Here is a 26,650-nt window from a genome sequence, read left to right as displayed (position 1 = left end):
ACACAAGGCAAGTGGAAAGATGCAGGCGGTGAAGGCCGTGGCGGCGGAATCGGCGTATCGCTCGATCGTTCCACGAAATCCGCCCAGGCGTCGAATTGTCTGCGAGTTGCCGGGATTCTACCAGCTCGGTCCGGCCAACCCAATTCCGCGACGCCCTGCATCATATCGAGCACGATGGCCAGGATCGCATTCCATTACCATTTCCATCGGTTCGCCGGCAATCTACAATCGATCGTCTAACCATCGCTGTTTCCCGCCTGTTCAGCATGTTCGGTCGGTGTTTCGATCGACGCATCCATGAGCCGCCTACGGTTGGCCAATTTGTTGATCGGAGCCATTCTCGCCGTCAGTGGCGAATTTTGGGCCTTCGCGGCGCCGCCGGCAAAATCCAAGGCTGCGAAGGCGCCGGCTTCGCCGTCTGCCGCCGCGGATCGGAAGATCGATTTCATTCGCGATATTCGGCCGATATTCCAGCAGAAATGCTATCGCTGCCATGGTCCCGAGAATCAAAAGAGCGGCTATCGGCTCGATGTGCGCAGCATCGCGATGACGCGGGGCGATGCCTATGCCCCGAATATCCTGCCCGGCAAAGCGACCGATAGCCCGCTGTTGCGGTTCGTAGCTGGTTTGGACGACGATGTTGCGATGCCGCCCAAGGGCCCGCGACTACCGGCGACCGACGTTGGCTTGTTGCGGGCCTGGATCGAGCAAGGAGCGGTGTGGCCCGACGAAGCGTCCGGCACTGTGACCGACAAGCTCGACTGGTGGTCGCTGAAGACGTTGTTGCAGCCGCCCGTGCCGACCGATAGCCTGACGCCGCCGTCGCCGAATCCCATCGACGCGTTCATCGAGCGAACGCTCCGCGAAAAGGGCTTTCCTCAGGCTCCCGAGGCCGATCGGCGCACGCTGATTCGCCGCTTGAATTTCGATTTGATCGGTCTGCCGCCGACGCCGGAAGAAGTTGCGGCGTTCGTGAATGACAACGATCCGAAAGCCTATGAGCACGTCGTAGATCGGCTGCTCGATTCACCTCGATATGGCGAACGCTGGGCGCGGCATTGGATGGACGCCGCCCATTTCGCCGAAACGCACGGCCACGATCAAGATCGGATTCGCGAATATGCGTGGCCCTATCGCGATTATCTCATCGCAGCATTCAATGCCGACAAGCCCTACGGACGATTCGTCGAAGAACAGGTTGCCGGCGACGTGCTGTTTCCCGACGATCCGCAGGCCACGGTCGCGCTTGGGTTTCTAGCAGCCGGTCCCTGGGACGAAAGCTCGCTGCGCGACATCCAGGAAAACACGCTGGACCGCAAGATTGCCCGCTACATCGATCGCGACGACATGGTGTCGAACGTGATGAACAACTTCGTAAGCGCAACGGTGCAATGCGCTCGTTGCCACGACCACAAGTTCGATCCGATATCGCAGCAAGATTACTATGCGCTGCAAGCCGATTTTGCCGGCGTCGACAAAGCCACCCGGGCGTACGACGTCGATCCTGCGGTCGGCTGCCAGCGGCGGGAGTTATTGCAGCGGAAGAGGCTCTTGGATCGCGACGAGCCGGAATCGGTTGCGTGGCTGTTATCGCCGCCATTGCAAGCGCAAGCGGCCCAGTGGGAACGCGATCTCAGTTCGCATCGCGTCCAATGGACCATGATGAAGCCGCTGCATGTGGCCTCGGCTGAAGGATCAACGCTCACGGTCGAGCCCGACGATTCCGTGCTATCGACGGGCACTCGTCCGGATTGCGACACGTATACGATCAGCGCGATCGCCCCTTTGGCCGAGATGACCGCAATCCGATTGGAGGTGTTGGCCGACGATCGGTTTCCGCATCACGGACCGGGGCGGCAAGACAACGGCAATTTGCACCTCTCGGAAATTCAAGTATTCGCCGGCGACGCTGTTGGCCGACCGTTGCCGATTTCACGAGCAGTCGCCGATTTCAATCAAGATGGTTGGGGCATCGAGCGAGCGATCGATGGCCTGGATGCGACGGCATGGGGCATCTATCCGCAGGTCGGCCGTTCGCATTTGGCCGTGTTTGAATTCGATCGAAAGCTCTCGCTCGCGAGCGGATCAAAGCTCACGGTCGTGTTGAAACAATTGCACGGCGGCGGACACTTGATCGGCCGAGCCCGATTGTCGGTGGCCGACGCAGCGCCGCCGGTCGGGTTGGAAGTTTTGCCAAGCGAGATTTCCGCGATCCTGAAAAAATCCATTGGGCAGCGAACCGATTCCGACCGTGTAACCATCGCTCGTTTTCAACAACGGAGCGTCGTGCTTCACGGTCTGGCCACGCTTCCGAAACCCTCGTTCGTATTCGCCGCCGCGAGCGATTTCGAGCCCGACGGGGGTCATGTCGCGCCGCATGGCCCGCGGCCGGTCGCGGTGTTGCATCGCGGAGATATTCTTCAGCCACGAGGGGCGGCCGTGCCGGGAGCGCTTTCCTGCGTGACCAGGCTCGAGTCGCGATTTAAGCTTCCGCATGCCGATGAGGAAGGCGAACGCCGCGCCGCGCTCGCCCACTGGCTGAGCGACAAGCGAAATCCGCTCACATGGCGATCGATCGTCAACCGTGTCTGGCAATATCATTTCGGCCGCGGACTGGTCGACACACCGAACGATTTCGGCCGCATGGGAGCGTTGCCGACCAACCCAGCCTTGCTGGATTGGCTGGCGGTGCAATTTCGCGACCACGGTCAATCGATCAAGCAGTTGAACCGGCTGATCGTGACCAGCAGAACCTACCGCCAGTCGTCGAGGATTGCCGACATCGGCGGCGCGCGGGCCGCGGCGGCAATCGCGGCCGACGTCGATAGCCGGTTTTTGTGGCGAATGAATCGGCAGCGGCTTGACGCGGAATGCTTGCGCGATGCGGTATTGATGGTCTCCGGCCGGCTCGATCTGCGCATGGGGGGCCCGTCGGACCGGCAGTTCGAGCTGCGGCCGGGCGTGCATGTGACTCCGGTCGTCGACTATTCGAAATTCGATTGGAATAGCGATGCCGGACGGCGCCGCAGCATCTATCGATTTCTGTTTCGCACGTTGCCCGACCCGTTCATGGAAACGCTCGATTGCCCCTCCGGCGACGAAATCACGGCGGTGCGAACCAATAGCGTGACGGTGCAGCAGGCGCTGGCGCTTTGGAACGACGCATTCATTGCCCGGCATTGCGAGTTTCTAGCGGCGCGACTTCAAGCGATGGGGTCGACGAACCGTGCGCGTGTGGATGCGGCCGTGCAACTCGTGTTCGGCCGGCCGGCTCGAGCCGAAGAACTCGCCGATTTTACGGCTTATGCCGATCAACATGGCTTGGCCAACCTTTGTCGAGTGTTGTTAAACGCCAACGAATTCGTTTTCGTCAATTGAAGGTGCCGTATGTCGCCCGCGCCCGTCGGTAATGGATCTCGGATTGGGGATTCTCGGATTGGCGGCACTCGTCGCGATTTCCTGCGCAATTTGGGGGGTGGTTTCGGCGCGGTGGCGCTGGCGAGCCTGTTCGGCCAGGCCGGCGCCTTGGCCGATACTCCGCGAGCGGAGTGGAATGGCGGACTCCATTTTCCGGCCAAGGCGAGGCGAGTCATCCAGTTGTTCATGAACGGCGGAGCGAGCCAGGCCGATCTGTTCGACTATAAGCCCGAGTTGGTTCGGCGGCACGGCAAGCCATTCGATCCTGGCGATGGTGCGCATGTCGAGGCGGCAACGAGCACACCCGGCAATGTGCTCAAGCCGCCGTTCCCGCTCAAGCAGCATGGACAATGTGGTCGCTGGATCAGCGATCAGTTGCCGCATTTGGCGAAGTGCGTCGACGATCTCGCGTTTTTCATGGCAATGTCGAGCCGCACGAACGTGCATGGACCGGGCAGCTACCTGATGAATACCGGTTTTCTGTTGCCCGGCTTTCCTTGCATGGGATCATGGATCAGCTATGCACTCGGAAATTTGACAGACGAACTGCCGGCTTTTGTTGTCCTTACCGATCCGCGCGGCCTGCCGTACAACGGCAAGGGAAACTTCAGCTCCGGGTTCCTCCCCGTGACGCATCAAGGAACCGTCATCCAATCCGCCACGAAAGAGCCGATTCCCGATTTATTCGCCCCGCCGAGCGCTCGCTTCATCACGCCCGCCGCGGAGCGCGACGGATTGGCCCTGTTGGCGAAAATCAACCGCGAGCATGCTGCCGCCAACGATGGCGATGGAGTTCTGGAGGCACGGATCCAGTCGTACGAGTTGGCGGCCAGGATGCAGTTGAGCGCTCCTGCGGCGTTCGATTTGACGCAAGAGACTGCCCAAACGCATGCCCTGTATGGGCTCGATGAGCCAACGACTTCCGACTTCGGCCGCCGATGTCTGCTGGCCCGGCGGCTCGTCGAGCGCGGCGTGCGATTCGTGCAGCTTTGGAGCGGGCCCGGCGGACCCGTCAACAATTGGGACAACCACGGCAGCATTTTCAAAGAGCTGCCGCCGATGTGCGCTTCGACAGACAAACCGATCGCGGCGCTACTGGTCGATCTCAAGCAGCGCGGCTTGTTGGACGATACGCTGCTGCTCTGGAACACCGAATTCGGCCGGATGCCTTTTTCGCAGGGAAGCGATGGCCGCGACCACAATGGCGGCACGTTTGTCGGCTGGATGGCAGGCGCCGGCGTGCGGGCCGGAACCTCTTATGGCGAGAGCGACCCATGGTCGTGGAAAGCCGTGCGCGACGTAACGACCACCTACGACTTCCATGCCACGGTGTTGCACCTATTGGGCATCGACCACAAACGACTCACCGTTCGCCACAACGGCGCAAACCGCCGATTAACCGACGTGCATGGCAATGTAATCGATGCGTTGTTGGCGTAGCCGCAGGACCGCAAAGAACGGCGTTCCGCGGACGGGTTTTGACTTTCCGTGCAAGGCGAGCGCGGCGGAACGGCTTGTTGGATCGAATCCGAAGCTCCCGGCGGTCTCGGTGCGTTGCGAGGCGAAGCAATCGCCACTTTCGTCGAGGCTCTGGCCGCACCGAGCGACTCCCTTCGGTTCGAGGCCGCTTGCGACGATCCAGATGGGCTATCTCGGGGCGATGGCAAGGAACTGCCTGGAAAGTGCGCCGGCAATCAAAATGCTCCGCAAGCTTCTCGAAGATTCCGGCGAACAACGGAAGGGCTTTTTGAAGGTCGCGCTGCGGAGAATGGCCGGAATCCAATGAGACGAACAAATCCGCCGGTTGTCGGCGTCTCACGAAGCCGCGCCGAATGATATTTTCGCTGAATTGACACCCGTCGCTGGTCCGCTAGACTGCGGAGACGCGGATGGATCGCCTCTGGCCACAACCTGGCAGGAAGCAAACGGGCGGGTTCTACAATCATGGCCTCGAATTCCACCACAGCGCCTGCGGAGCAGCACGAGGAATCGCTTGCCGGAAAACGCGTGGCGATCGCCGGCAAACTGGCCGGCATGCCGCGGCGCGATGCGCAGCAGTTGATCCGCAAGCATGGAGGCACTGTCGTCGATATGCCAGCGGCAGACGTTCCGGCGGCCGACGTGCAAATCATCGTTGTCGGCGAAAGAGAATTGCCGCTGGCGATCGACAGTCGAACGAACGAACTCGACGACGCAACTCGTTTGGGCATCGACGAAGGCCGTATCGAAGTCATCACTGAAACGCAGCTCTGGCAGCGGCTCGGATTGGTTGAAATCGAGCAGCATGTGCATCCGCTTTATACGCCGGCCATGTTGGCCGAGCTTTTGCAGGTGCCGCTGGCGACGGTGCGGCGATGGCATCGACGGGGGTTGATCGTGCCGCGGCGCGAGGTGCGGCGGCTGCCGTATTTCGATTTTCAAGAAGTGGCCACCGCGCGGCGGCTCGCCGAATTGCTGGCAACAGGAATGTCGCCGCAAACGATCGAAAACAAACTCGCCGAACTCGCCCGCTATGTGCCCGGCGTCGCTCGGCCATTGGCACAATTGTCGGTGATCGTCGAAGGAAAAAAGCTTTTGCTACGGCAGGGGGATGGGCTGATCGGGCCCGGCGGCCAACTTTGGTTCACATTCGGATCGAAGCCGATTTCGCCCTTCGCCGACGACATCAATTCAGAGGGTGGCGATTGCCCGACCTGCGCAACGGTGGCGGCCGGCCGTGCCGCGGAGCTGACCGCTGACCATGCCGCCGGACCGATCGCGTTGCCGCTGGTGCGGAATGAAACTGTATCGCCGCCGGAAATGATCCACGAAGCCGCCGCGCTCGAAGATGAAGGACAGTTCGCCGCGGCCGCGGAGATGTATCGAGCCGCGTTGATGGGGGGCGGGCCGATGCCGGATGTTTGTTTTGCGCTGGCCGAATTGCTCTACCGCATGGGCGATATCTCCGCTGCCCGCGAGCGCTATTATATGGCGATCGAATTAGACGAAGAATATGTCGAGGCCCGAGCGAATCTCGGCTGCGTGCTGGCCGAAACGGGCGAGCGGGAATTGGCCGTCGCCGCGTTCGAAGGGGCGCTGGCGTTTCATGACCAGTATCCCGACGTGCATTATCACCTGGCCCGAACGCTCGACGATCTTGACCGCCGCGCCGAGGCGGACGAGCATTGGCGGGCCTTCCTAGAATTGGCTCCCGAAAGCCCCTGGGCAGAAACGGCGCGCCGCCGCCTGGCGGAATCTTGACGATCGCCGTGCGGCCGCGCAGTGGCCATCGCCGCCGCCTTATTATTGTGACGATCGCTTTGTGGCCGGCAACAAATCGAGCGGTCCAAAGACTAGTGGTCGGCTAGCCGCAGGGTGCCCTGGCCTTGCAAATCTGCGTAATTTGCGTATCTTAGAAACAGTTCGTTACCCCTGTAGCGGCTGGGTCGGCGCGTCCTTCGGCTTGGCGGAATCTTTGGCTCGGCATGATTTTGACTCAGCGGTGAAATGGGTAGACCCAGGGCGTCGTGCCGATGAACGAATTGCCCTTCTTTTATAACCGTGTCAGCCCAACCACCTGGGTCCATCTGTCGTCGCTTCTGACGATTGCGATCTTCTTCAAGTTCAGCCGGTTGTGGAGCGTGCGGAATCTCGATCTGATTGCGCTGATTCTGGTCGCGCCCGGCTTGCTTGCCGCGCAGTATGGCCATGTGATCCACTCGGTACCCACCGAGCAAGCCGGTTATCTCTGGCTATTTGTGTCCACGCTGTGGTTCCTGGTCCGCACGCTGTTGGATCCGATGATGGTGCGCCGCCCACTGCTCGAACCGAACCTATCGGTCGGGGGGCTGACATTTCTGGGCATCGCCCTGTTTGTGTTCTTGATGGCGAACGTGCTTACGGGCGTAGCGGCGCCGGTGGAACGCGATGCAACGGTCGCGGCAAGCAAAGGCTTGGCGGCGGAGAGCGTCGACGCCAGCCCAACGGAAGTCGGAAGTAGCGAGAATGCCGGCAGTGATCGGGTCGGCAGTGATGCCGGCGATACCGTTGCCGCAGATGCCGCAGCGGGCAGCAAACTGATCGGCTATGCATCCCGAATCAATGGGGTGGCGGGCGCGGAGGTTAACAGCAACGACGCCACAATCGCCGGCGCGAGTAATCGGCCAGAGCGTGACGCCGCGATTTCTCTCGCCTCGGACACCGAACCATTGCCGAGCACGGCGGACGACGGCACCGCCCCGGCGACATCGGTAGCAATCGAGCCCCCCGATCTAGCGGCGGCGGGCACAAGCGACATGCATTCGGCGGTGCCCGCGGAGCCGCCTCCCGCCCCGGCGCCCATTACCGAAGCCGAGCGAATCGCGCGACAGGGGCCCGGCTATCCGCCGCTGTTTCACGTTCCCAACATCGTCACCCAGCGGATGATTTTGCGCGACGATGAAATCAAGCCGGCGAAGGCCGAAGAACCGCAGCCGAGTCCGCAATTTCATGGCGACCTATTGACCGTGCGCATTGGCCTCGTGCTCCTGCACCTTTCGGTTGTGATCGGATTGGTGCTGATCGGCTATCGGCATTTCGACAACGTGAAGACGGGCATTGCGGCGGCGGTGTTGTATTTGATGATTCCTTATACGGCCCAATTCACCGGTTGCCTGCGGCATGTGCTCCCCGCCGCGCCGCTGGTTTGGGCACTGGTGACGTATCGCCGGCCGACGTTGTCGGGCCTGTTTATCGGTCTGGCGTGTGGGCTGTCGTATTATCCGTTATTCCTGCTCCCGTTATGGTTTAGTTTTTATTGGCAGCGCGGGCTAGCGCGTTTCCTGGCCGGCTTGCTGCCTGCGCTCGGGGTGCTGGTGGGGCTGTTGGCGATCTGGGCTCCGGGCCGCGAAGCGTTTTTTGCCGATGTCCAACAGACATTCGGTTGGATCATTCCGCAGATGCAGCGCGAGAACTTCGAAGGTTTTTGGGGCCAGCCATTGGCACTTCTGGATCCCGTTTACCGCATGCCGATCCTCGCGGCGTTTGTCGCGCTTTCGGCAACGATGACGATCTGGCCGGCCCAAAAGAATCTGGGCTCGTTGATTAGTTGCTCGGCGGCATTGATGCTGGCGACCCAATTCTGGGATGCCCATCGCGGCGGCCTTTTCCTTGGCTGGTATTTGCCGCTTTTGCTGTTGACGATCTTCCGACCGAATCTGGAAGACCGTGTCGCACTGTCGGTCTTGGGCGAAGGCTGGTTCCCCAAGCGGCGACCGCATACGAAGCGCGTCGGCCGGGCGGCGTAGGCTCGGCTTTCGGCCCGTGTGTCCGATGAAAGGGCCGCACCGGGCGAGAAAAATGGTCGTGGGATCATTGGACGACGCACGGCTCGGCGGTTTCTTTGCTACGACCGCTTTTTTTGGAATTCCTCGAACCTACTAGTCCGGCGCGCGATTCTACTCGCCACGGTTCGCGCCGGCGTTCGCAATGAATTGGCGAAAAAGTGACGTAGATTCTCGAAGAGATGCGGCAATCCTCCCTGGCAAACGTATCGTCCGGACCTTCAGAACAACAACTTTACGACGATGCTCGCTGAAAATCAAAGCGTTCTCACCGTGCCTGCGAAGGTGGAATCGAGCGTCGCAACCAGCGCTGCCGTGCCCGAGATGCTCGCGTCGCTTCGTAGCGCGCTCGGGGGCACCTGGTGGATCGTCGACGTCGTGGCCGATCGAGCGGCGGCAGCGGAGGGGCGCACCGCTTTGCAACGACAAAACGCCGATCGGCTCCCTTCACATTGGCTGGCGCTGTGCGGCGAAGTCGCACGCCGCGGGAAGCCCGAATTCATCGGCGATGACGGACCGCTCTTGGGTTTGGCGGTGCCGATTGCCGATAGTGCCGATTCGCGGCATGTTGCCGTGGGACTGTTTCTCTCGATCGCAGCACCCGCCAGCGGCGCCACGGTGGATCGCGCCACGATGGATCGCACTACTGTGAATCGCACGGCAGTGAATCGCGCGGCAGTGAATTGCACGGCAGCCGACGGCGCCGCATTCGATCTGCGGACCCTCGACTTGCTCGAGCAGCAATTCGGCTGGCAGCCGGCCAATGCAGCGCGTTGGCTCGATCAGCAAATTCCTTGGCCGGCCGAGCGGTTAATGGCGGTCGCTGAATTAGTGATGTCGCACCGCGCCGCCGAATGCAACAAGGCATCGCTGACGCAGGAAACGACTCGCATGTCGGCCCACTTGACCGACCTGTATGAGGAAATCAGCCTTTGGCATCGGCTCACGCGCCACTTGCGGATCTCGGAAAACGAAGAAGAACTCGGCCGCATGGCTCTGGAATGGCTCTCGGCCACGGTACCGGCCGAGTCGCTCGCCTTGCAATTGCTCTGCGACACGGATGGCAACGGCCGGCAGCTTTGTTCGGCCCCCGTGTTTCTGACCCGCGGAATCTATCCGCTGGAAGAACAGACCTTCGACCGATTGATCCGCTCGCTTGGCTTGGCCGAGGAAGTACAGACGGTCATCATCAATCCGAACGTTGCCAAAACGCGGCTGGCGGATTTTCCCGGCCTGCAGCAGTTGATCATCGTTCCGCTGGCGGCCGGCGACAACCTGATCGGCTGGCTCGCCGCGGTCAATCATTGCGATGGGGAAGAATTTGGTTCGCCCGAGGCCAGCTTGCTCGCCAGTGTCGGCGCGATCCTCGGCATCCACGCTGGCAACTTGGCGCTCTACCGCCAACAGGCCGAGATGCTTTCGGGCATCGTGCGTGCGCTCACCTCCGCAATCGACGCCAAGGATCCCTACACGTGCGGCCATAGCGATCGCGTCGCTCGCATTTCCGTGGCCCTGGCCACCGAAATGGGTTGCGATCGCAAACAGTTGGAAATCCTCTACCTGTCGGGCTTGCTCCACGACATCGGCAAAATCGGCATCGACGACAGCGTGCTTCGCAAGCCCGGCAAGTTGAGCGATGTGGAATACGAACATATCAAGATGCATCCCGAGATCGGCTACCGCATCCTGCACGATTTGAAACAGCTCGGCGAAGTGTTGCCCGTCGTGCGGCATCATCATGAAGCGTGGGATGGCCGCGGCTATCCGTTCGGTTTGGCCGGGCACGAGATTCCGCAGTTGGCGCGAATCGTAGCCGTGGCCGACGCTTTCGACGCGATGTCGAGCGATCGGCCGTATCGAAAGGGAATGGAAGACGATCGCCTCGACGCCGTCTTGCGCGACGGAGCCGGCAAGCAATGGGATGCCAGCGTCGTCGAGGCATTCTTCCGCGTGCGCGACAAGATCCGCCAAATCTGCGGCCGCGATGGCGACATGGATGGTGTGCCCGAAGAGCTAGCCCGAATGCACTAACGTGCTGCGGTACGCGATGGCGAACGGCCGCCGCGCAAAACCGCCAGCGAGCTGCGGGCCGGGCCGGCGAAATCAGATTACAGGGAGCGGCACCACCGCCGCTTCGCCGGACAAAGCGGCGAGCTTGGTGCCGGGCGTGTTGAAGCCGCGGCGCAGATAGGCCATCGCCAGCGGGGCCGACAAACGGGGCGAAAAGACGGCCGATGTCACTGCTCCGACCATCGTGTCGCCCGAGCGAAGCTCGTATCCGGCAGGCGGAATTTCCGGACCCGAGAACCGCACGCCACACAAAGTCTTATTGACGTGTCCCAACGCGTCGATCCGCGCCACCGTTTCTTGCCCCAAGTAGCAGCCCTTCGTGAAGCTGATCGCTCGATCGTTCCGCCCGACTTCCTGCGGCAAGTTCTTGTCGGTGATGTCGATCCCGAACGTGGGCCAGCCGGCTTCGATGCGAACGGCTTCCAGCGCAGCGGCATCGCACCGCACCGCCCCCGCTGCCGTCAGCGTAGCGGCAACCGGCCCGATCGACTCGCGCGCCGTCGAGATTAACATGCTTCCTTGGCCGGCCAATTCGACGCTCCGAAGCCAAACGGTCTGCTCCGCGATGCGCGCCTCGCGATGGGCAAGCGGCTTGCTCGGTAAATCGCCGCTCGAAATTTGCGCAATCGCCCCAAGGATTTCCGCCGCGCGCCGACCCGCCAAAAGCAGTTCGCCCCACCCGGCCGTTCGATCGTGGATTTCCACGTGCTCGCGAATGTGATAGCGCTCGAAATGCGCTGCGAGCCGCTGGTTTTCTCCGGCGACCGAATCGATCACGAGCGATTGCGGGGTGCAAAACACCAGCAGGTGGCCGAGCGTGTGCCCGCGAACATCGAGCACAAACGCTTCGCATCCTTGACCTGGCTCGAGCAATCGAATCGCAGCCGTCGTGAGATTGTGCAGAAACGGCGCCCGATCGTCGCCGCTAATCTCGATCTGCGCGCGACCGCTGACGTCGACAAAACCAGCCCCGGCAGTCAATGCGTCGTAGGGCACGGCGGAAAGGGTGAGGGTGAGGGTGAGGGTGAGGTGCCAGGACGAGCCACGAGCCACTAATCGCCCGCCGCCGTGGGCGAAGCGAACTGGGCGTTGGCGAGTAGGATGCACGAGCGATGGCGACTGGCGAGGCGCGCGATTTCCGCCGCCGCCGTCACCGGCGCCACGCCCAATTCCTCGACCACCGATTCGTCGAGCCGGCTCAGCAAATACACCTGAACACGCTCCAGCGCCCGGGCCAACTCATTCGCCGCGCCGGCGTCGGAGGTGCGCTGCTTGCGAATATGGCGAATCGCCGAGGGCAGGTCTTTCGATCGGCCCAACCACCGTAGCGCCGGGCCAGGACCGTCGGCCAATTCGGTGCACAGCGCGATCGCGCCATCGTCGGTCACGGCTCGGCTGGCGGCGGCCAGCGCCCGGCCCACGTTTTCCCAGCTTTGCTGTCCGCGATCCCCTTCGATGGCGGCCACGACAAGTTCCGCTCGTCGTGGAACCGCGCAACTCCACGCCTCGCGGCAAAGCGCATTGCCGCGTCGATGCACCGATTCGGGCGTGCCCGCCAGCACGTGCAACACGCTTCCGCCCGCGGCTGGCACAATCTGGATCGACATCAACACACCCAGCCACCAAGCCACCTCGTCGGCTTCCTGGCGGCGCTTGGCAATTTCGTCTTCGCTGGGATCGACGCCCGTCGCCCGAAATCGCTCTTGCGTCGGCAAGTCGGAGAACGCGGGATAAAGCGTTCCGTTCACGCCGTAGTATCCCAGCGACGATTCCAATCGCAGGCAACCGATGGGCAGCACCACGTCGGCATCCACCAGCCGGCGATTGACGTAGATCGGCGCGCCGGATTCGTCGGCTGCCAGATAGCTCAGCCCCTCGCGAGTGGTCGGATCGTGGACCACGACCTCCACTCGCCGGCCGTCGTGCTCGGGAAACTGCTGTCGAAACTCGGCGGCTGCAAAATCATCTTCGGCACGAGCTTGCAGCAGGCATATATCGCCCGGCAATGTGCCGGCAGCTAATAGCGCTCGCACCAGCGATCCCACCAAGGTTGCCGATTGCGGCAGCGCTCCCTCGACGGCGATCACAACGCGATCGCCCGGAAAAACGGCTTGCGCCAGCGGCGGAAAATCCAACGGCGCGGCAACCGCCGCGGCCAGTGCCGCGGCCGGATCAGCCAATCCGCCCGGCAGCGGCGCGCCGCAGGTCGCTAGCAGCCGCTCCGGTTCGATGTCGACCTCGACGGTCGAATCGGCGCCGTATCGCAGGGTGGATGACATGGATGGCAACCGCGGGATGGTGGGCCGTGTCGCGAAAAACAGTAGATCGCTCTGGCATCTTATGTCGCGCGCAAAGGGCGGGTCAAGCCGCTCGCAGCCCGCGCAGCGCCAAGGGCATGGCTGCAAGCACCGACAAGTCGAGCTTTACCCATCGGCCGAAGTTTTCGATAATTCGGCTGCTTCCTCACGCCATCCCACCCCCGAAATCAAAGCACGCATGCAAATCCGCCGACTCACGTTGCTGTCCGCCGCCGCCACACTGCTCGCGACCGCTACCTTCGGCTGCAACCATTCGCAAGCCGACATCGCCGCGGCCGCCCCGCCCGCAACGGCAACTGCCTCCGATGCATCGGCCAACGCGAATTCACCGGCCAACGCGAATCCATCAACCGATGCAAACGCCGCGCACCTCTCTGCCCACGAACTTCTCGAGCGCACGGCAAATGCCTACCGCGAAGCGAAATCGTATGCCGACGTCGCGCGGGTGAGAATCAAGGTGCAACCGATCGGCCAGCCCGAGCAAGCCCCCGATCCGATCGACGCGCTTGTGACGTTCGAGCGACCCAACAAAGTGCGGATTCAATACGGCGACACCGTTCTGGCATCCGACGGCAAGCGGCTGCGGGCGTCGGTCGGATCGGTTCCCGGCCAAATGCTCGATATCGATGCGCCGGCGAAGCTTTCATTGGAAGATTTATTTGCCGGTTATTCGGGTCCCGCGTTGGAAGAGGGGCTCGCCCGCGGACCAGCGGCGTTTCCTATTCAGTTGCTGCTATTGTTGTCGGAGAACGCGCATCTGAGCGACGCCGGCAAAGCCGAGCTGCTCGACGATGCGAAATTCGACGACCACGAGTGCCGGCGAGTGCGCGTGACGACCGAGTATGGCCCCGAGGTGCTGTGGATCGATCCGCAATCGTATACGTTGCGAATGGTGGAACTGCCCACCGACGCTTTGCACAAGCAGATCGAAGCCGATAAGGGTCCGGTGCAGCGAGTGAGCGAGACGTTGGAACTGATCGGGGCACGGTTGAATTCGCCTGTGCCCGCGGTGGCGTTCGAGTTTCCGGTGCCGGAGGGGACAAAGCTGGTGAAACGGCTGATCGGTCCGCCTCCCGCGCCGCCGTCGAACTTGCTCGGCAAAGCGCCCCCCGATTTCAACTTTACCGGCGTCGACGGCCCGGCCGTCAACCTGAAATCGCTGGCCGGAAAGGTGGCCGTCATCGATTTCTGGTTTACCGATTGTGGCCCGTGCCAACAGAGTTTTCCCTTGCTAAATTCGGTCTACGAAAAATACAAGACGTCCGACCGAGTGGCGTTTGTCGCCGTGAGCATCGATTCCAGCGAAGTCGGCGATGCCCAAATTCGCGACGCTTCCAAGAAATGGGGGGGCAGTTTTCCCTTGGCCCGCGATACCGCCGGAGTTTATCCAAAACTGCAAGTGCCGGGCGCCCCGACACTCATGGTGCTCGGACCCGACGGCACCGTCCAGGACCAGGATTCGGGCTTCGACCCGCGCCTGGCCGCCGATCTGCCGGCCACGATCGAGGCGTTGCTGGCCGGAAAATCCACGGCCGACGACGCAAAAAATCGCTACCGGCAACTCGTCGAAGAATACGATCGGGCGATCCAAGAGCCGCCGGCCTCGAGCAGCGTCGTGCCCTTGCCGCAAGCAAAGATCGCTCCACACGACGATCCAAAATCGTTGCGGCTCTGTCGGCTGTGGAATTGCGGCGAAATGCGGGCGCCGGGAAATATCCTGGTGGTCGACGATTCGCGAGTTCCAAAGACTGGACCGAAATTGCTGGTGCTCGATGGACCACACACGGTCGTCGAACTCAGCACCGCCGGCAAAGTCATTGCGCGCCATGAACTGGCGATTCCCCAAGAAGCGGTCATCACATTTCTGCGAACGGCGATTGACGGCTCGGGGCATCGGTATTACGCCGGATCGGGAAGCGGACAGCAGCAACTTTATCTGTTCGACGAGAATTGGAAGCTGCTGGTCGATTTCCCAAAACCCGATCAGGGGCAGCATGCCGGAATCGGAGACGTGCAATTGGTCGATCTTCTCGGCGGCGGAAAGCCGACACTCGCGGTCGGGTATTGGCAACTCGTTGGCGTGCAGGGCGTGTCGCTCGAAGGGCACCGGCTGTGGAGCGACCGATCGATGGCGAATGTGCTTCGCCTGGCCACGAGCGCGGCCGATGCGAAAGGACGCCGTCGCCTGTTGTGCACCAATAGCCGGGGTTCGCTGGTGCCGGTCGATGCGGAAGGCAAGCCGGGCGCGGAATGGCTGTTGCCCGGACTGATGTTGGAAACGGTTCTGTCGTGCGACACGGCGGACAAGCATGCGACGCAGATCTGCGCTCTCGCGCGCAATACGCGGCTGGAACTGCTTGCCGTGGGGCTCGGACCCGGCGGCGAGGATTTATGGCACTACCCACTGTCGCAAACGATCTACACGACGCCCGTCGAACAGCTTGCCACAATTCCGTTGGGGAAAGACGGCCGGCAATGGCTGATCGCCGGGCCCGATGGCTCGATCAACATCCTGGCTTTCGACGGCAAACCGACTGAGAGCTTTCATTACGGCGCGGCACTCACAGGGCTCGCCGCCGCTGAGGCAGGTAATGAAACCCTGCTTTTGGTTTCGACCGCCGGCCACGTCGAAGCATGGCAGGTCGAGCCGAAGTAGCCAGAGCCGTGCGCCATTGGAGTGGTCCAGTCCGGCTCTGTAAATCGTGTGCCACTGGCAAGCGCAGTCGGCCAGTGTGCGCCACACAGGACGTCGAACCGCCGCGACCGACCCTCAGACGTGGAAGCGACTGGGCTGAGATTCAGAGCGACGCCGGATTGGGCAGTTCGCACTGGCAGACTGCGCTTGCCAGTGGCACACGCTTACGAAAAAGGCGTTGCCAGCGGGGCTCAACGGGTTGGTCGCTTCGCAGGCTTACTGCGAATCGGCGGCCACTTCGGCGGACGGCGCTTTGTGGCCGGCAACGCTCGAAACGTATTCTCGATCGCCGTCGCTTAAATTGGCGAGCGATAGAAGCGTGATGCCGCCGCTCGATTTTCGCACGACAACATTGCCATCCAGCACGCCGACGAATTTGCCTTCGAGAACCATGTCGCCTTCGGAGCTGGTCCAGTTTCGGGCCGGGAGATCGAGCGGGGGCGAATTCGGTGCGTCGGTGGCCGCCACATTGGGTTGCGGCTGCTGAGCCGCTTGCGGATTGAATTTGACGAGCGGATTATTTCCGCCGCCAGCGGCTTGGCCATTTGCCATGTTCGCATTGCCGGAACCATTCGCATTGAATCCACCGTTGTTGCCGCCGTATCCGTTGTAGGCATAGTTGCCAACGCCATAGCCGCTGTAACCGAAACCCACTGCGGTGCCGCCAAAGCCGATCGTTCCGAGCGATGCCGAAACGTTGCTGCCCGAGCCGTTCGTGCCCGAGTTCATGCATCCGCCGGTCATCGAACTGCCCGTGGAGTTGCTGCCCGTCGCGCTAGTCGTGCCCGACGAGCCGGTGATCGAAATGCGGCTGTTGCCGAGGCTTTTGGCCAGCGAGCTTGATGTGCCGCTTGATGTGCCGGTGGAGGAGCCAGTTGTCGAGCCGGCGCACATGCCGGAGCCCGACGAAGAGGAGCCACTGCTGGTGCTCGATGTAGTGCTCGTCGATTGGCGAACGGATCGCGAACTGGCTCCAGCCGAGGATCGAGTTCGCCCGCTTGAATTGCTGCGCACCGAGGAATGACCCACAGCGCCGCCACCGCGGGAAACGCCCGGGCCACGCGGCGCGGCAACGAGCGTCGCTGTCGGCAAAAGAAAACATGCGAAGAGTGCAAAGCGTCTCATGCCTCTCTCCTTCTGAGACTTGGCCCATCACCCTGCCGACTGTGAACCTAACACTTGGCCAATCGCGATGCAAGAAAAATGGGTGTCAAATATTTACGAAATACTACGGGTTCGGTTGCCGAAGCTTGTTTCGGAGCGGAGGTCTGACTCCCCATTCGGGGTTTAGTATGCTACTGCGTCATGCGCGTTCAGCATGGGGCATTTGGCACCAAGATCGCAGAGTCCGCTGCTTGCGGCGCCACGTTTTTGCGTTGCGGGCTTGGGGCGTGGTCGCCTGCCATTCGCGGTACGTCAATTGCTCTGCCAGCGGCGGCAAAGTTGGCTTGAGTGATTTCCAGCCGCACGCCAATGAAATCGTGGAGCGGTGTTTTTGCGCGCGGTTGCGACCGGACGAAAGATGCTTCCCCTTCATGACCCGGCGGTCGGTGGCGTCGAAGAAACCTTCGGCGTTTGGCCCCCGTCCTCCTGCGCTAAATGCTTCGGGCTAGTATCGGAACGCGGCATGGTGGACCAAGCCAGTGGCGCAGCTCTTTCCTCAGCAGACGAACTATTTGGCGCGGCTGACGATCATCGCCGGCGCCTTCGGATTGCCGCTGTTCACGTGGTTCTGCCTGATGTATTCGCACTCGTCGTACGGCACGAATGCCGGCGTGATGCGCGAGCAACCGGTTCCATTCAGCCATCAACATCATGTGGGCGTGCTGGGAATCGATTGCCGCTATTGCCACACATCGGTGGAGAAGTCGTCGTTCGCCGGGTTGCCGGCCACCGAAATCTGCATGAATTGCCATTCGCAAATGTGGGTCGGCAGCCAGATGCTCGAACCGGTGCGGGCCAGTTACCGCGCGAATCGGCCAATCGAGTGGCATCGCGTCTACAATCTGCCTGGCTTCGTTTATTTCGATCACCACATCCATGTGCAAAAGGGAATCGGCTGTTCAAGCTGCCACGGCCAGATCGACAACATGCCGCTGACCTATCAAGAGCCGACGCTGCTGATGGATTGGTGTCTCGATTGCCACCGTAATCCGGCAAAGAACATCCGGCCGCGCGGTGAAGTGTTCAACATGCGTTATCAACAGCCGGACGATCAGCTCGAACTGGGCCGGCGGTTGGTCGAGGAATATGGCGTGAAATCGCCGCTGGAGATCACCAACTGCACGACGTGCCACAGGTGAAGAGCAGGGGCCAGAGGTCAGGGGTCAGAGGTCAGAGGTCAGGGGTCAGTGAAGCAAGGGCGAGGGGCGAGTGAAAAAATGGGGACCGGTTCCGAACCCAAACCGCGAGATGCCGCAAGAACGGGTTGCCGTGAGGTGCCCGTCCCCATTCTTTCACGGACTGCGGCCACTTCGAACCGTTGGAAATCCGACCGATGAGTTGCCGCAAGGATCTTAGTTCTGGAATGCCGCCGGCCGCGGACTCCGCGGTTAGCGCCGGGCGGCGCTATTGGCGCAGCCTCGAAGAACTAAGCGAGACCGCAGAATTCCGCCAAATGGTCGAGCGTGAATTCGCCAGCCAGATCCATGTCGCTTTCGATCCGGTCAACCGGCGAAAATTTCTCACGCTGATGGGCGCCTCGCTGGCGCTGGCCGGGGTGGGCGGCTGCTCGGTGAAACCGGCGCCCACCAAAGAGATCGTCCCCTACGTGCGGCAGCCGGAAGACATCATTCCCGGCAAGCCACTGTTCTATGCCACGGCGATGACGCTCGACGGGGCCGCGGTCGGTTTGCTCGTGGAAACGCATCTGGGGCGACCCACCAAAATCGAAGGCAATCCCGAACACCCCGCCAGCCGCGGCACAACCAGCCCGCTGCACCAGGCGGCCGTGCTCGAACTCTACGATCCCGATCGCTCGCAGACGGTCCGCGAGCGTGGGCAGGCGCGCACTTGGGCCGACGCGGCCGCGGCCATCCGGCAAGTTGTCGAGAGCCAGCGCCAAGGGCGCGGCGCAGGGCTGCGGCTGTTGACCGAAGCGGTCGTGTCGCCCACCCTCCGCCGACAGATCGAAACGTTGCTGCGGCAATTTCCCGAGGCGAAGTGGCATATCTACGAAGCGATCAATCGCGACACGGCTTATCAGGCGGCGCGCCGGGCCTTCGGCGAACCGGTGATCCCGCGCTACGATTTCACGCAGGCCGACAGGGTCGTTTCGCTGGACTCCGATTTTCTGGTCAGCGGCCCCGGCCATTTGCGGAATGCAGGCGATTTCATAGCGCGGCGGCGGGCGCCGGTTCGCGCAAAATCGGGCGCGACGGGGCGGCCAGAGGGCGATGCAACAGGTTCGGAGATGAACCGGCTTTATGTCGTCGAAACCGGCGTGAGTTGCACGGGGGCCAAGGCCGATCATCGGCTGGCGATCAAGGGCCGCGAGATCGAGCCGCTCGCCCGGCAACTGGCGGCAGCCGTCGGGCTCTCGCTCGGCAATGCGGCGGCCGGCACTGTCGCGCAAGGCGATCATGCCGCTTGGATCGCCGCCGTGGCCAAGGATCTCAATGCACATCATGGCACTTCGCTCGTGATCGCCGGCGATCGGCAGCCGGCGGCGGTGCATTTGCTTGCCTACGCGATGAACGATCATCTTGGCAATGTCGGCAAGACGGTTGAATACATCGAGCCGATCGAGGCCCGGCCGGTCGATCGCACTCAATCGCTCCGCGAATTGACCGACGCCTGCGGCCGCGGCGAAGTGGATTGCTTGCTGGTGCTCGGCGGCAACCCGGTGCTGACCGCGCCGGCCGATATTCCACTGGTCGCGCAATTGGAAAAAGTGCGGCAGCGGATTCATTTGGGCCTGTATGAGGACGAAACGGCCCGGCTCTGCCACTGGCATCTTCCCGAGGCCCATTTCCTCGAAGCATGGTCCGACACGCGAGCGCACGACGGAACGGCGTCGATCGTGCAACCGATGATCGAGCCGTTGCACGGCGGCCGTTCGGTGCATGAAGTGTTGGGGCTATTCACCGATCTGCGCGAAATCCCCGGCCAGGGAATCGTGCGCGACAATTGGCAGCAGCAATGGCAACCGGAGCAGAGCGCCGGCGATTTCGAAGCCCGCTGGCAAACCGCCTTGCACGACGGCGTCGTTGCGGGCTCGCGCGCCGCTGCGAAAAGTGTTTCGCTGGCCTCGAATTGGCAAGAGCATTTGGCCGCCGGCGCTCCGTCAAGCGCTGCCAGTGCGGCAGCCGCGTCCGGGGCCGTTTCCGCGCCGGCCAACGCTGGCGGCAAAACGACAGGCGAACTGGAATTGGTGTTTACGCCCGATCCGTCGATTTACGACGGCCGGTTTGCCAACAACGGCTGGCTGCAGGAACTGCCAAAGCCGATTTCAAAATTAACCTGGGGCAATGCCGCCATGATGAGCCCCGCGACCGCCGAGCGGCTCGGCCTTGGCCAAGGCAAATATGCTCATGGAGGCGAGCATGGCGGATACTATATGCCCGTCGTGGAATTGCGGACCGGCGATCGGAACATGACGGCTCCGCTGTGGATCATGCCGGGCCATGCCGACGACACCGTCACGGTGTATCTCGGCTACGGCCGCGAATATGCCGGCCGAGTCGGCGGCATGCCGGGCGAGTCGGTCGGTTTCAATGCCTATCCGCTGCGCAGCAGCAACGCGCTTTGGTTCGCCGGTGGAGTGGAAGTCGTGGGCACCGGGGGCACTGAGCTTGTCGCCTGCACGCAAGCGCACCATAGCATGGAAGAGCGAGCGCCGGTTCGCTCGCTATCGCTCGGCGAATTTCAGAAAAACCCCGCTGCGGAGAGTGGCTCGAACAAAGCCAATGCCGCCGAGCATGGGTTGAAGCTGTTCCCGCCCGCGGAGCATCCATCGGCCAACACCGAGCGCCAAAAAGGGATCGAGCCGCCGCTGGCCCTCTATGGCCCCTTTGCCGACGAGCCGCCGATGCACAAGTGGGGCATGTCGATCGATCTCACATCGTGCATCGGCTGCAATGCGTGCGTCGTCGCTTGCCAAGCGGAAAACAACATTCCGGTGGTGGGGAAAGACGAGGTGTCGCGCGGGCGGGAAATGCATTGGATCCGCGTCGATCGCTACATCAGCGGATCGCCCGAGGCCCCCGACGAATTTCATTTCCAACCGCTCCCCTGCATGCACTGCGAAAACGCACCGTGCGAATATGTTTGCCCAGTCGCGGCAACGGTGCATAGCCCCGATGGGCTGAATGAGATGATCTACAACCGTTGCGTCGGCACGCGGTTCTGCTCGAACAACTGCCCATACAAAGTCCGCCGCTTCAACTTTTTGTTCTACGCCGATTTCGAAAGCCCCGAGCGGCGGATGCAATACAACCCCGATGTGACGGTCCGCTCCCGGGGCGTGATGGAGAAATGTTCGTATTGCGTGCAGCGGATTCGCGAAGGCGAAATCGGAGCGGAAACGCAGCATCGAAAGCTCGCCGACGGCGAAGTGCTGACGGCTTGTCAGGCGGCTTGCCCGACGCAAGCGATTGTGTTCGGCAACATGAACGACCCGGCCGCCAAGGTGACACACGCCAAAAGCCTGCCGCTCGATTATTCGCTTTTGGAAGACTTGAACACGAACCCGCGCACGACGTATCTGGCCGAACTGCGGAACCCGAATCCGGAGATCGGATAACGAACGAACGGGCGCCCTGTCCACGGCCTTACGTGGGCATGGCAGCCATTGATCAAGACGTTAACCGCGCACGAACGAAATGGACGAGCAACGCATACTAGCTCCGCCGCAACTGCCGAGCGAGGGCCTGAATCCCGCCACGCCCGACTACGTGGCGCGCGGCCACACGATGGGCTCGCTGACCGGCCAGATCAGCGACATCGTGCTCGTGCGTCCGACCGGATGGGGGTTTCTCACCTCCTTCGGCTTCGCCAGCCTTCTGCTGATGATCTTTGGCGGCGTCATTATCTATCTGCTGATCGAGGGGATCGGCATCTGGGGCATCGATATTCCCGTGGCCTGGAGTTGGACGATCACGGATTTCGTGTGGTGGGTCGGGATCGGCCATGCCGGCACGCTGATCTCCGCGATCTTGCTGCTGTTGCATCAGAAATGGCGCACGTCGATCAATCGCATTGCCGAGGCGATGACGATTTTCGCGATCATGTGCGCCGGAATTTTTCCGCTGCTGCATTTGGGCCGGCCGTGGTTTTTTTACTGGCTATTGCCATATCCCAACACGATGCGGCTCTGGCCGCAGTTTCGCAGCGCGCTGGTGTGGGATGTGTTTGCGGTGAGCACGTATTTCCTGGTTTCGCTCGTGTTTTGGTACATGGGCATGATCCCCGATCTGGCGACGCTGCGCGATCGCTGCGCCCCAGGAAGGCGGCGCATGATCTACGGCATGCTGGCGATGGGTTGGCGGAATTCGGCAAAGCACTGGCATCGCTACGAATCGGCCTATTTGCTGCTCGGCGGATTGGCCACGCCGCTGGTGATCTCGGTGCACTCGGTGGTGAGCTCGGATTTCGCCATCTCGAACGTGCCCGGCTGGCACGAAACGGTGTTTCCGCCGTATTTCGTGGCCGGGGCGATTTTTTCCGGATTCGCGATGGTGCTGCTGTTGTGCATCGCGATCCGCCATATCTACGGTCTGAAAGAATTCATCAAGATTGCGCATCTCGAAGTGATGGGGCGGATCGTGCTCACCACGAGCTTGCTCACTTCGTTCGGCTATCTCAGCGAGCAGACGCTGTCGTGGTATGGCCACGAGGGGGCCGAGCACTACACATATTTCAACCGCCTGATCGGCTGGGGGCAATACGCGGGCGTGTCGTGGGCGATCGTGTGGTGCAATGTGTTGCTGCCGCAAATTCTTTGGATCCCCAAGCTGCGCCGCAACGAATGGGTGCTGGCGATCGTGTCGCTGTTCGTGCTGTGGGGGATGTGGCTCGAGCGGTATCTGATCATCGCGCAAAGCTTGCACCACGATTATTTGCCGTCGTCGTGGGGCATGTTTCGGCCGACGGTTTACGACTATCTGACGTATTTCGGATCGATCGGGTTGTTTGGCGTGGCGTTTTTGCTGTTCGCCCGCACGCTGCCGATGTTGTCGATGGCGGAATTGCGAGCGCAGCTTCCCGGCTCACTGGCGCATGAGGAGGGACGATGAGCAAGAAACGCCCATCTCGCGAATCGCCGGAAAAGGAAGCTGAGCATCGCGAAGCTTTGCTGCACGAGGCGCCGCTGCCCGGGGCGCCCGCACCGACTTCCGCGGCGCGCGAATCCGGCGTGCATGGCCTGGCATTGCACGGCTTGATGCTCGAATTCGCCGAGCCGGCGAAGATCCTCGAGGCGACGCGGAGTGCTTGGAACGCCGGTTACCGCGAGATGGATGCATACACGCCCTATCCCGTGGGCGGATTGGCGCAGTGCTTGGGCCTGAAGCGGAATTGGATTCCGTCGATCGTTTTCTTCGGCGGGCTGGTGGGCGCGGCGTTTGGCTTTTTCATGCAGTATTACTCGATGGGCATCGACTATCCGCTGAACGTCGGCGGTCGGCCGTACAACAGTTGGCCGGTGTTCATTCCGATCACGTTCGAGGTGCTCGTGTTGGTGGCGGCCTTCACGGCTTTTTTCGCGATGTTGTTTTTGAACGGCTTGCCGCGGCCGCACCATCCGGTGTTCAACGTGCCCGGTTTCGAGTTGGCCAGCCAGGAGCGGTTTTTTTTGTGTATCGAAGCGGCCGATCCGAAATTCGATCGGGATGAGACTGCGCGGTTTCTGCTTTCGCTCGCGCATATCGGCGAAGTGATCGAAGTGCCGAGCGACCAGTTAGGGCCGCCCGTGGAACTTGAAGGACCGGCGCTCGAAGGAACCGTGCCGCAGCCGCACACGGAAATGCAGGTGGGAGAGCAGCCGACATGATCGTCCACCCTCGACTGCCGACGCTGCGTGCGGCCAACGTAGCAGGCACACTCCGTGTGCCGTTTGTGCCGCTCGTTGCGCGGTGCCGCGCACCGCGCAGACGACACACGGAGTGTGCTTGCTACTGTACGCGCGCTGCTTTCGCACCGCATCCTCGACCCTGGATTGCGGTAGTGGTTCTCTGTTTGCTCAACGGTTGCCAGCAGAAAATGGCCGATCAACCGAGCCTCAAGCCGCTCGATCCGGCCGTTTATGGCCAGGCCGCCGGCTCGGCCCGAGAGCCGGTCGCCGGCACGGTGGCCCGCGGACATCTGCACACCGATTGGGCGCTGTTCACCGGCCGCAGCAAGGCGGCTCGGGCGCCGACCGTGATGGGCGCGAATGAAACGACTTCGGAATCGAACAAGCTCGAGCCGGAAGGCCCCCGATCGGCGACGCCGGAAGCGCCGATCCCCGGAGCCGCACCCGGCGCATCCACGAATCCAACCACGCCTGGCGGCTCCTCCACAACCAGTCCTCCGGCCGCACGCCAAGCGCGAGGCGCTCAGGCCGTGCTTACTGCCGAGTTGGCAAGCTACAAGGACGTGGTCGATGAATTCCCGACGCCCGTCACCGAGCAGATGGTCGAGCATGGCCGGGACCGGTTCATGATCTATTGCGTCGTTTGCCACGATGCGGCCGGCACGGGGCACGGCAAGATCGTCGAACGGGGCTACACGCAGCCGCCGTCGTACCACGTCGAACGGCTGCGGAACGCCCCGGTCGGACATTTTTTTCGCGTGATCACGCTCGGCTATGGTTCGATGCCATCCTACGCTTCGCAGGTGCCGCCACGCGACCGTTGGGCAATCATCTCCTACATTCGCGCCATGCAATTGAGCCAGCATTATCCGGAAGCGGATGAAGACAAATTGCCGAAAGACGTCCGCGATCGATTGTCGGCCGCAAGTGCGCCGGCCGCCAAAACGCCGGCGAGCGGCGGAGGTGGGCCGTGAACAGCAACGCTCGCAATACACCCCGCGGACCGCGGATGGCGTCGCTTGCCGAAATCGCTCCGACCGAAATGCGCCGCTGGTTTCTCATTGCATTGGCGGTCGGCATCGTGGGCACGGCCGTGTTGATCGTCGGCGGGATTCTCGATCCGGCCCAGTTCTTTCGCGCCTACCTGGCCGCATGGTTGTTTTGTTTCAATATCGCGATTGGCTCGATGATCGTGCTAATCATGTATCACCTAACGGGCGGCGCGTGGGGCTATTTGGCTCGGCGGATGTTGGAAGGGGCATCACAGACATTGCCGCTCTTGGCCCTCGGGTTCGTTCCGATCGCGGCCGGCCTTCGCTATCTCTATCCCTTCGCCCGGCCCGACCTCGTTGCCGGCAACAAACTGCTACAAGAACAGCACGGCTACATGAACGACCAATTCTGGTGGTCGCGGGCGGCAATGTATTTCGCGGCTTGGCTGGCGATCGCGCTATTGCTGAATCGCTGGTCGACGGCCGAAGACCGGACCGCCGATTCGTGGTTCGGCCGGGCGATGAACGGCGTCAGCGGCTTGGGCGGCGTGCTGTGCGGTGTTTCGCTCCATTTCGCATCGATCGACTGGATTCTGGCGCTCGAGCCCGAATACCATTCGACGATTTCAGGCCCGCTGCTGGCGGGGCAAGGCTTGGTGTCCGGCTTCGCGCTGACGCTGATAATCTTTACGACGTTCTGCGAGCGCGCGCCGCTGGGAGCGATCGTCGGCCCGAAAACGCTCAACGATCTGGGCAACCTGATGATGACCTTCGTGATCCTCTTCAGCTACCTGCTGTGGTTCGAATTCATGCTGACTTGGATTGCCAATATGCAGGTCGACATCGTTTGGTATGGCGTGCGCACGCAAGGCTTTTGGGGCTGGCTGCTGGTGTCGATGGCGGTGCTGCAATTCATCGTGCCGTTCGTGCTGTTGTTGCAGCGGACGGTGAAGCGGCATCCAAGAACGCTACGGGCCGTGGCGGGGCTATGTCTCGTGATGCAATTGCTGTTCGTGCATTGGCAGATTCTGCCGTCGTTCCGGCCGACAACATTCGGCACATGGTGGATGTCACTGGTGGCGCCGCTGGGATTGGGTGGCTTGTGGTTTGCCTATTACGTGCTGCGCGTGCGCAGTCTACCTCTCTTGCCGCTGGCTGATCCGCACGAATTCGAAGCTGTCCACTTGCGAAAATCCGACGAGCACGAAGCCGCGTGGGAGGAGTCGCTCGTTCATGAGTAATCCAGGCGCGAGCAATCCTGACGCGAAAATTCCCGGCTCCGCCACGCCTGGCGCTGAAGCGGAGCGCCCGTTGCCCGAGGAGATTCGCCACGACGACGGCCGCATCGAGCATCCGTCGGTCAAACGCGAGTCGAAGGACGTCTGGCCGGCCCGGATCATCACGATTCTGTTGTGCTGCGTGTGTGTCGGCGGGCTTGATTTTTTTGTCGTTTGGCACTTTTTCCTGCATGACGAATCCAAGGAGGCGGCGATCAAAGCGTCGACCTATCCGCTCGCGCCGGCGCCGTCGATCGCATTGCCGAGCGAGCCACGGCTCGACCCGCTGAACCGCATGGTCGGCAACGAGCAGGCCAATGTGTTTCAAACCCAACTCGACGATTTGGCGCAGTTGAATCAAGTCGGCCCGGCCAAGGAACAGGGGTTTGTTCGGATTCCGATTCAAGAGGCGATGAAGCTCGTCGTGCCGCGATTGCCGGTGCGCAAACAGGCCGATCCGGCTGCGGGCAAAGACAATGGCCTGCGCTACGGCGGCGGACCGAATTCCGGACGCGTATTCGAGGAGACGGAAAAATGACAATGCTGAGTCACGCCAACCGAGATGTCCGC

At 61.9% G+C, this 26,650-nt stretch carries 18 protein-coding genes; 15 read left to right on the top strand and 3 right to left on the bottom strand.

What is annotated here, in order from left to right:
- The 6 genes from VHX65_04960 to VHX65_04935 form a co-directional block, all read left to right on the top strand.
- Positions 1–240: hypothetical protein (locus tag VHX65_04960; GenBank protein HEX3997880.1), on the top strand; the 240-nt coding region annotated here is incomplete at its 5' end.
- Positions 241–297: 57 nt separating this feature from the next.
- The gene (locus VHX65_04955; GenBank protein HEX3997879.1) at positions 298–3,378 is read left to right on the top strand and encodes a PSD1 and planctomycete cytochrome C domain-containing protein; all 3,081 of its coding nucleotides are present in this window, start codon (positions 298–300) and stop codon (positions 3,376–3,378) included.
- Positions 3,379–3,387: 9 nt separating this feature from the next.
- Positions 3,388–4,857: a DUF1501 domain-containing protein gene (locus VHX65_04950; protein HEX3997878.1), complete on the top strand. Its 1,470-nt coding sequence runs from the start codon at positions 3,388–3,390 to the stop codon at positions 4,855–4,857.
- Between the two features lie 504 nt (positions 4,858–5,361).
- A complete protein-coding gene (locus VHX65_04945) occupies positions 5,362–6,657 on the top strand; it encodes a MerR family transcriptional regulator (protein ID HEX3997877.1) in 1,296 nt (431 codons plus the stop codon).
- Between the two features lie 272 nt (positions 6,658–6,929).
- The gene (locus VHX65_04940; GenBank protein ID HEX3997876.1) at positions 6,930–8,681 is read left to right on the top strand and encodes a hypothetical protein; all 1,752 of its coding nucleotides are present in this window, start codon (positions 6,930–6,932) and stop codon (positions 8,679–8,681) included.
- A gap of 279 nt (positions 8,682–8,960) precedes the next feature.
- Positions 8,961–10,748, top strand: a complete 1,788-nt coding sequence (locus tag VHX65_04935) for an HD-GYP domain-containing protein (protein HEX3997875.1) — start codon at positions 8,961–8,963, stop codon at positions 10,746–10,748.
- Positions 10,749–10,820: 72 nt separating this feature from the next.
- Here the strand turns inward: VHX65_04935 and VHX65_04930 are convergent, their stop codons facing one another.
- Both VHX65_04930 and VHX65_04925 read right to left on the bottom strand, forming a co-directional pair.
- The gene (locus tag VHX65_04930) at positions 10,821–11,783 is read right to left on the bottom strand and encodes a glycine cleavage T C-terminal barrel domain-containing protein (GenBank protein ID HEX3997874.1); all 963 of its coding nucleotides are present in this window, start codon (positions 11,781–11,783) and stop codon (positions 10,821–10,823) included.
- A gap of 56 nt (positions 11,784–11,839) precedes the next feature.
- A complete protein-coding gene (locus VHX65_04925; GenBank protein ID HEX3997873.1) occupies positions 11,840–13,066 on the bottom strand; it encodes a lactate racemase domain-containing protein in 1,227 nt (408 codons plus the stop codon).
- Between the two features lie 217 nt (positions 13,067–13,283).
- Between VHX65_04925 and VHX65_04920 the strand changes: the two genes are divergently transcribed.
- Positions 13,284–15,761, top strand: coding sequence for a redoxin domain-containing protein (locus VHX65_04920; GenBank protein ID HEX3997872.1), 2,478 nt, complete (start codon positions 13,284–13,286; stop codon positions 15,759–15,761).
- Between the two features lie 255 nt (positions 15,762–16,016).
- Here the strand turns inward: VHX65_04920 and VHX65_04915 are convergent, their stop codons facing one another.
- Positions 16,017–16,529 (bottom strand): hypothetical protein, encoded by a 513-nt coding sequence (locus VHX65_04915; protein ID HEX3997871.1) that lies wholly within the window; start codon positions 16,527–16,529, stop codon positions 16,017–16,019.
- On the opposite strand from VHX65_04915, the gene VHX65_04910 reads away from it, so the two are divergent.
- The 8 genes from VHX65_04910 (at position 16,516) to VHX65_04875 (ending at position 26,618) form a co-directional block, all read left to right on the top strand.
- Positions 16,516–16,824, top strand: a complete 309-nt coding sequence (locus VHX65_04910; GenBank protein ID HEX3997870.1) for a hypothetical protein — start codon at positions 16,516–16,518, stop codon at positions 16,822–16,824. The genes VHX65_04915 and VHX65_04910 overlap by 14 nt on opposite strands.
- A 619-nt stretch (positions 16,825–17,443) precedes the next feature.
- Complete coding sequence (locus VHX65_04905) at positions 17,444–18,103, top strand: cytochrome c3 family protein (GenBank protein HEX3997869.1); 660 nt, start codon at positions 17,444–17,446, stop codon at positions 18,101–18,103.
- 194 nt (positions 18,104–18,297) lie between these two features.
- Positions 18,298–21,543 carry a TAT-variant-translocated molybdopterin oxidoreductase gene (locus VHX65_04900; protein ID HEX3997868.1) on the top strand — a complete coding sequence of 1,082 codons (3,246 nt, stop codon included), beginning with the start codon at positions 18,298–18,300 and terminating at the stop codon, positions 21,541–21,543.
- Between the two features lie 79 nt (positions 21,544–21,622).
- A complete protein-coding gene (nrfD, locus tag VHX65_04895) occupies positions 21,623–23,035 on the top strand; it encodes an NrfD/PsrC family molybdoenzyme membrane anchor subunit (GenBank protein HEX3997867.1) in 1,413 nt (470 codons plus the stop codon).
- A complete protein-coding gene (locus tag VHX65_04890) occupies positions 23,032–23,790 on the top strand; it encodes a DUF3341 domain-containing protein (GenBank protein ID HEX3997866.1) in 759 nt (252 codons plus the stop codon). Before nrfD ends, VHX65_04890 begins: the two co-directional genes overlap by 4 nt.
- Before the next feature lie 173 nt (positions 23,791–23,963).
- Positions 23,964–24,785: a cytochrome c gene (locus tag VHX65_04885; GenBank protein ID HEX3997865.1), complete on the top strand. Its 822-nt coding sequence runs from the start codon at positions 23,964–23,966 to the stop codon at positions 24,783–24,785.
- Positions 24,782–26,044 (top strand): hypothetical protein, encoded by a 1,263-nt coding sequence (locus tag VHX65_04880; GenBank protein HEX3997864.1) that lies wholly within the window; start codon positions 24,782–24,784, stop codon positions 26,042–26,044. The genes VHX65_04885 and VHX65_04880 overlap by 4 nt, the downstream gene beginning before the upstream one ends.
- Positions 26,037–26,618 carry a hypothetical protein gene (locus VHX65_04875; GenBank protein ID HEX3997863.1) on the top strand — a complete coding sequence of 194 codons (582 nt, stop codon included), beginning with the start codon at positions 26,037–26,039 and terminating at the stop codon, positions 26,616–26,618. Before VHX65_04880 ends, VHX65_04875 begins: the two co-directional genes overlap by 8 nt.
- Positions 26,619–26,650: the final 32 nt, after the last annotated feature.

The organism is Pirellulales bacterium (genome assembly GCA_036267355.1).
Classification (GTDB): Bacteria; Planctomycetota; Planctomycetia; order Pirellulales; family DATAWG01; genus DATAWG01.
This window is presented reverse-complemented; position numbering and strand designations above follow the sequence as displayed.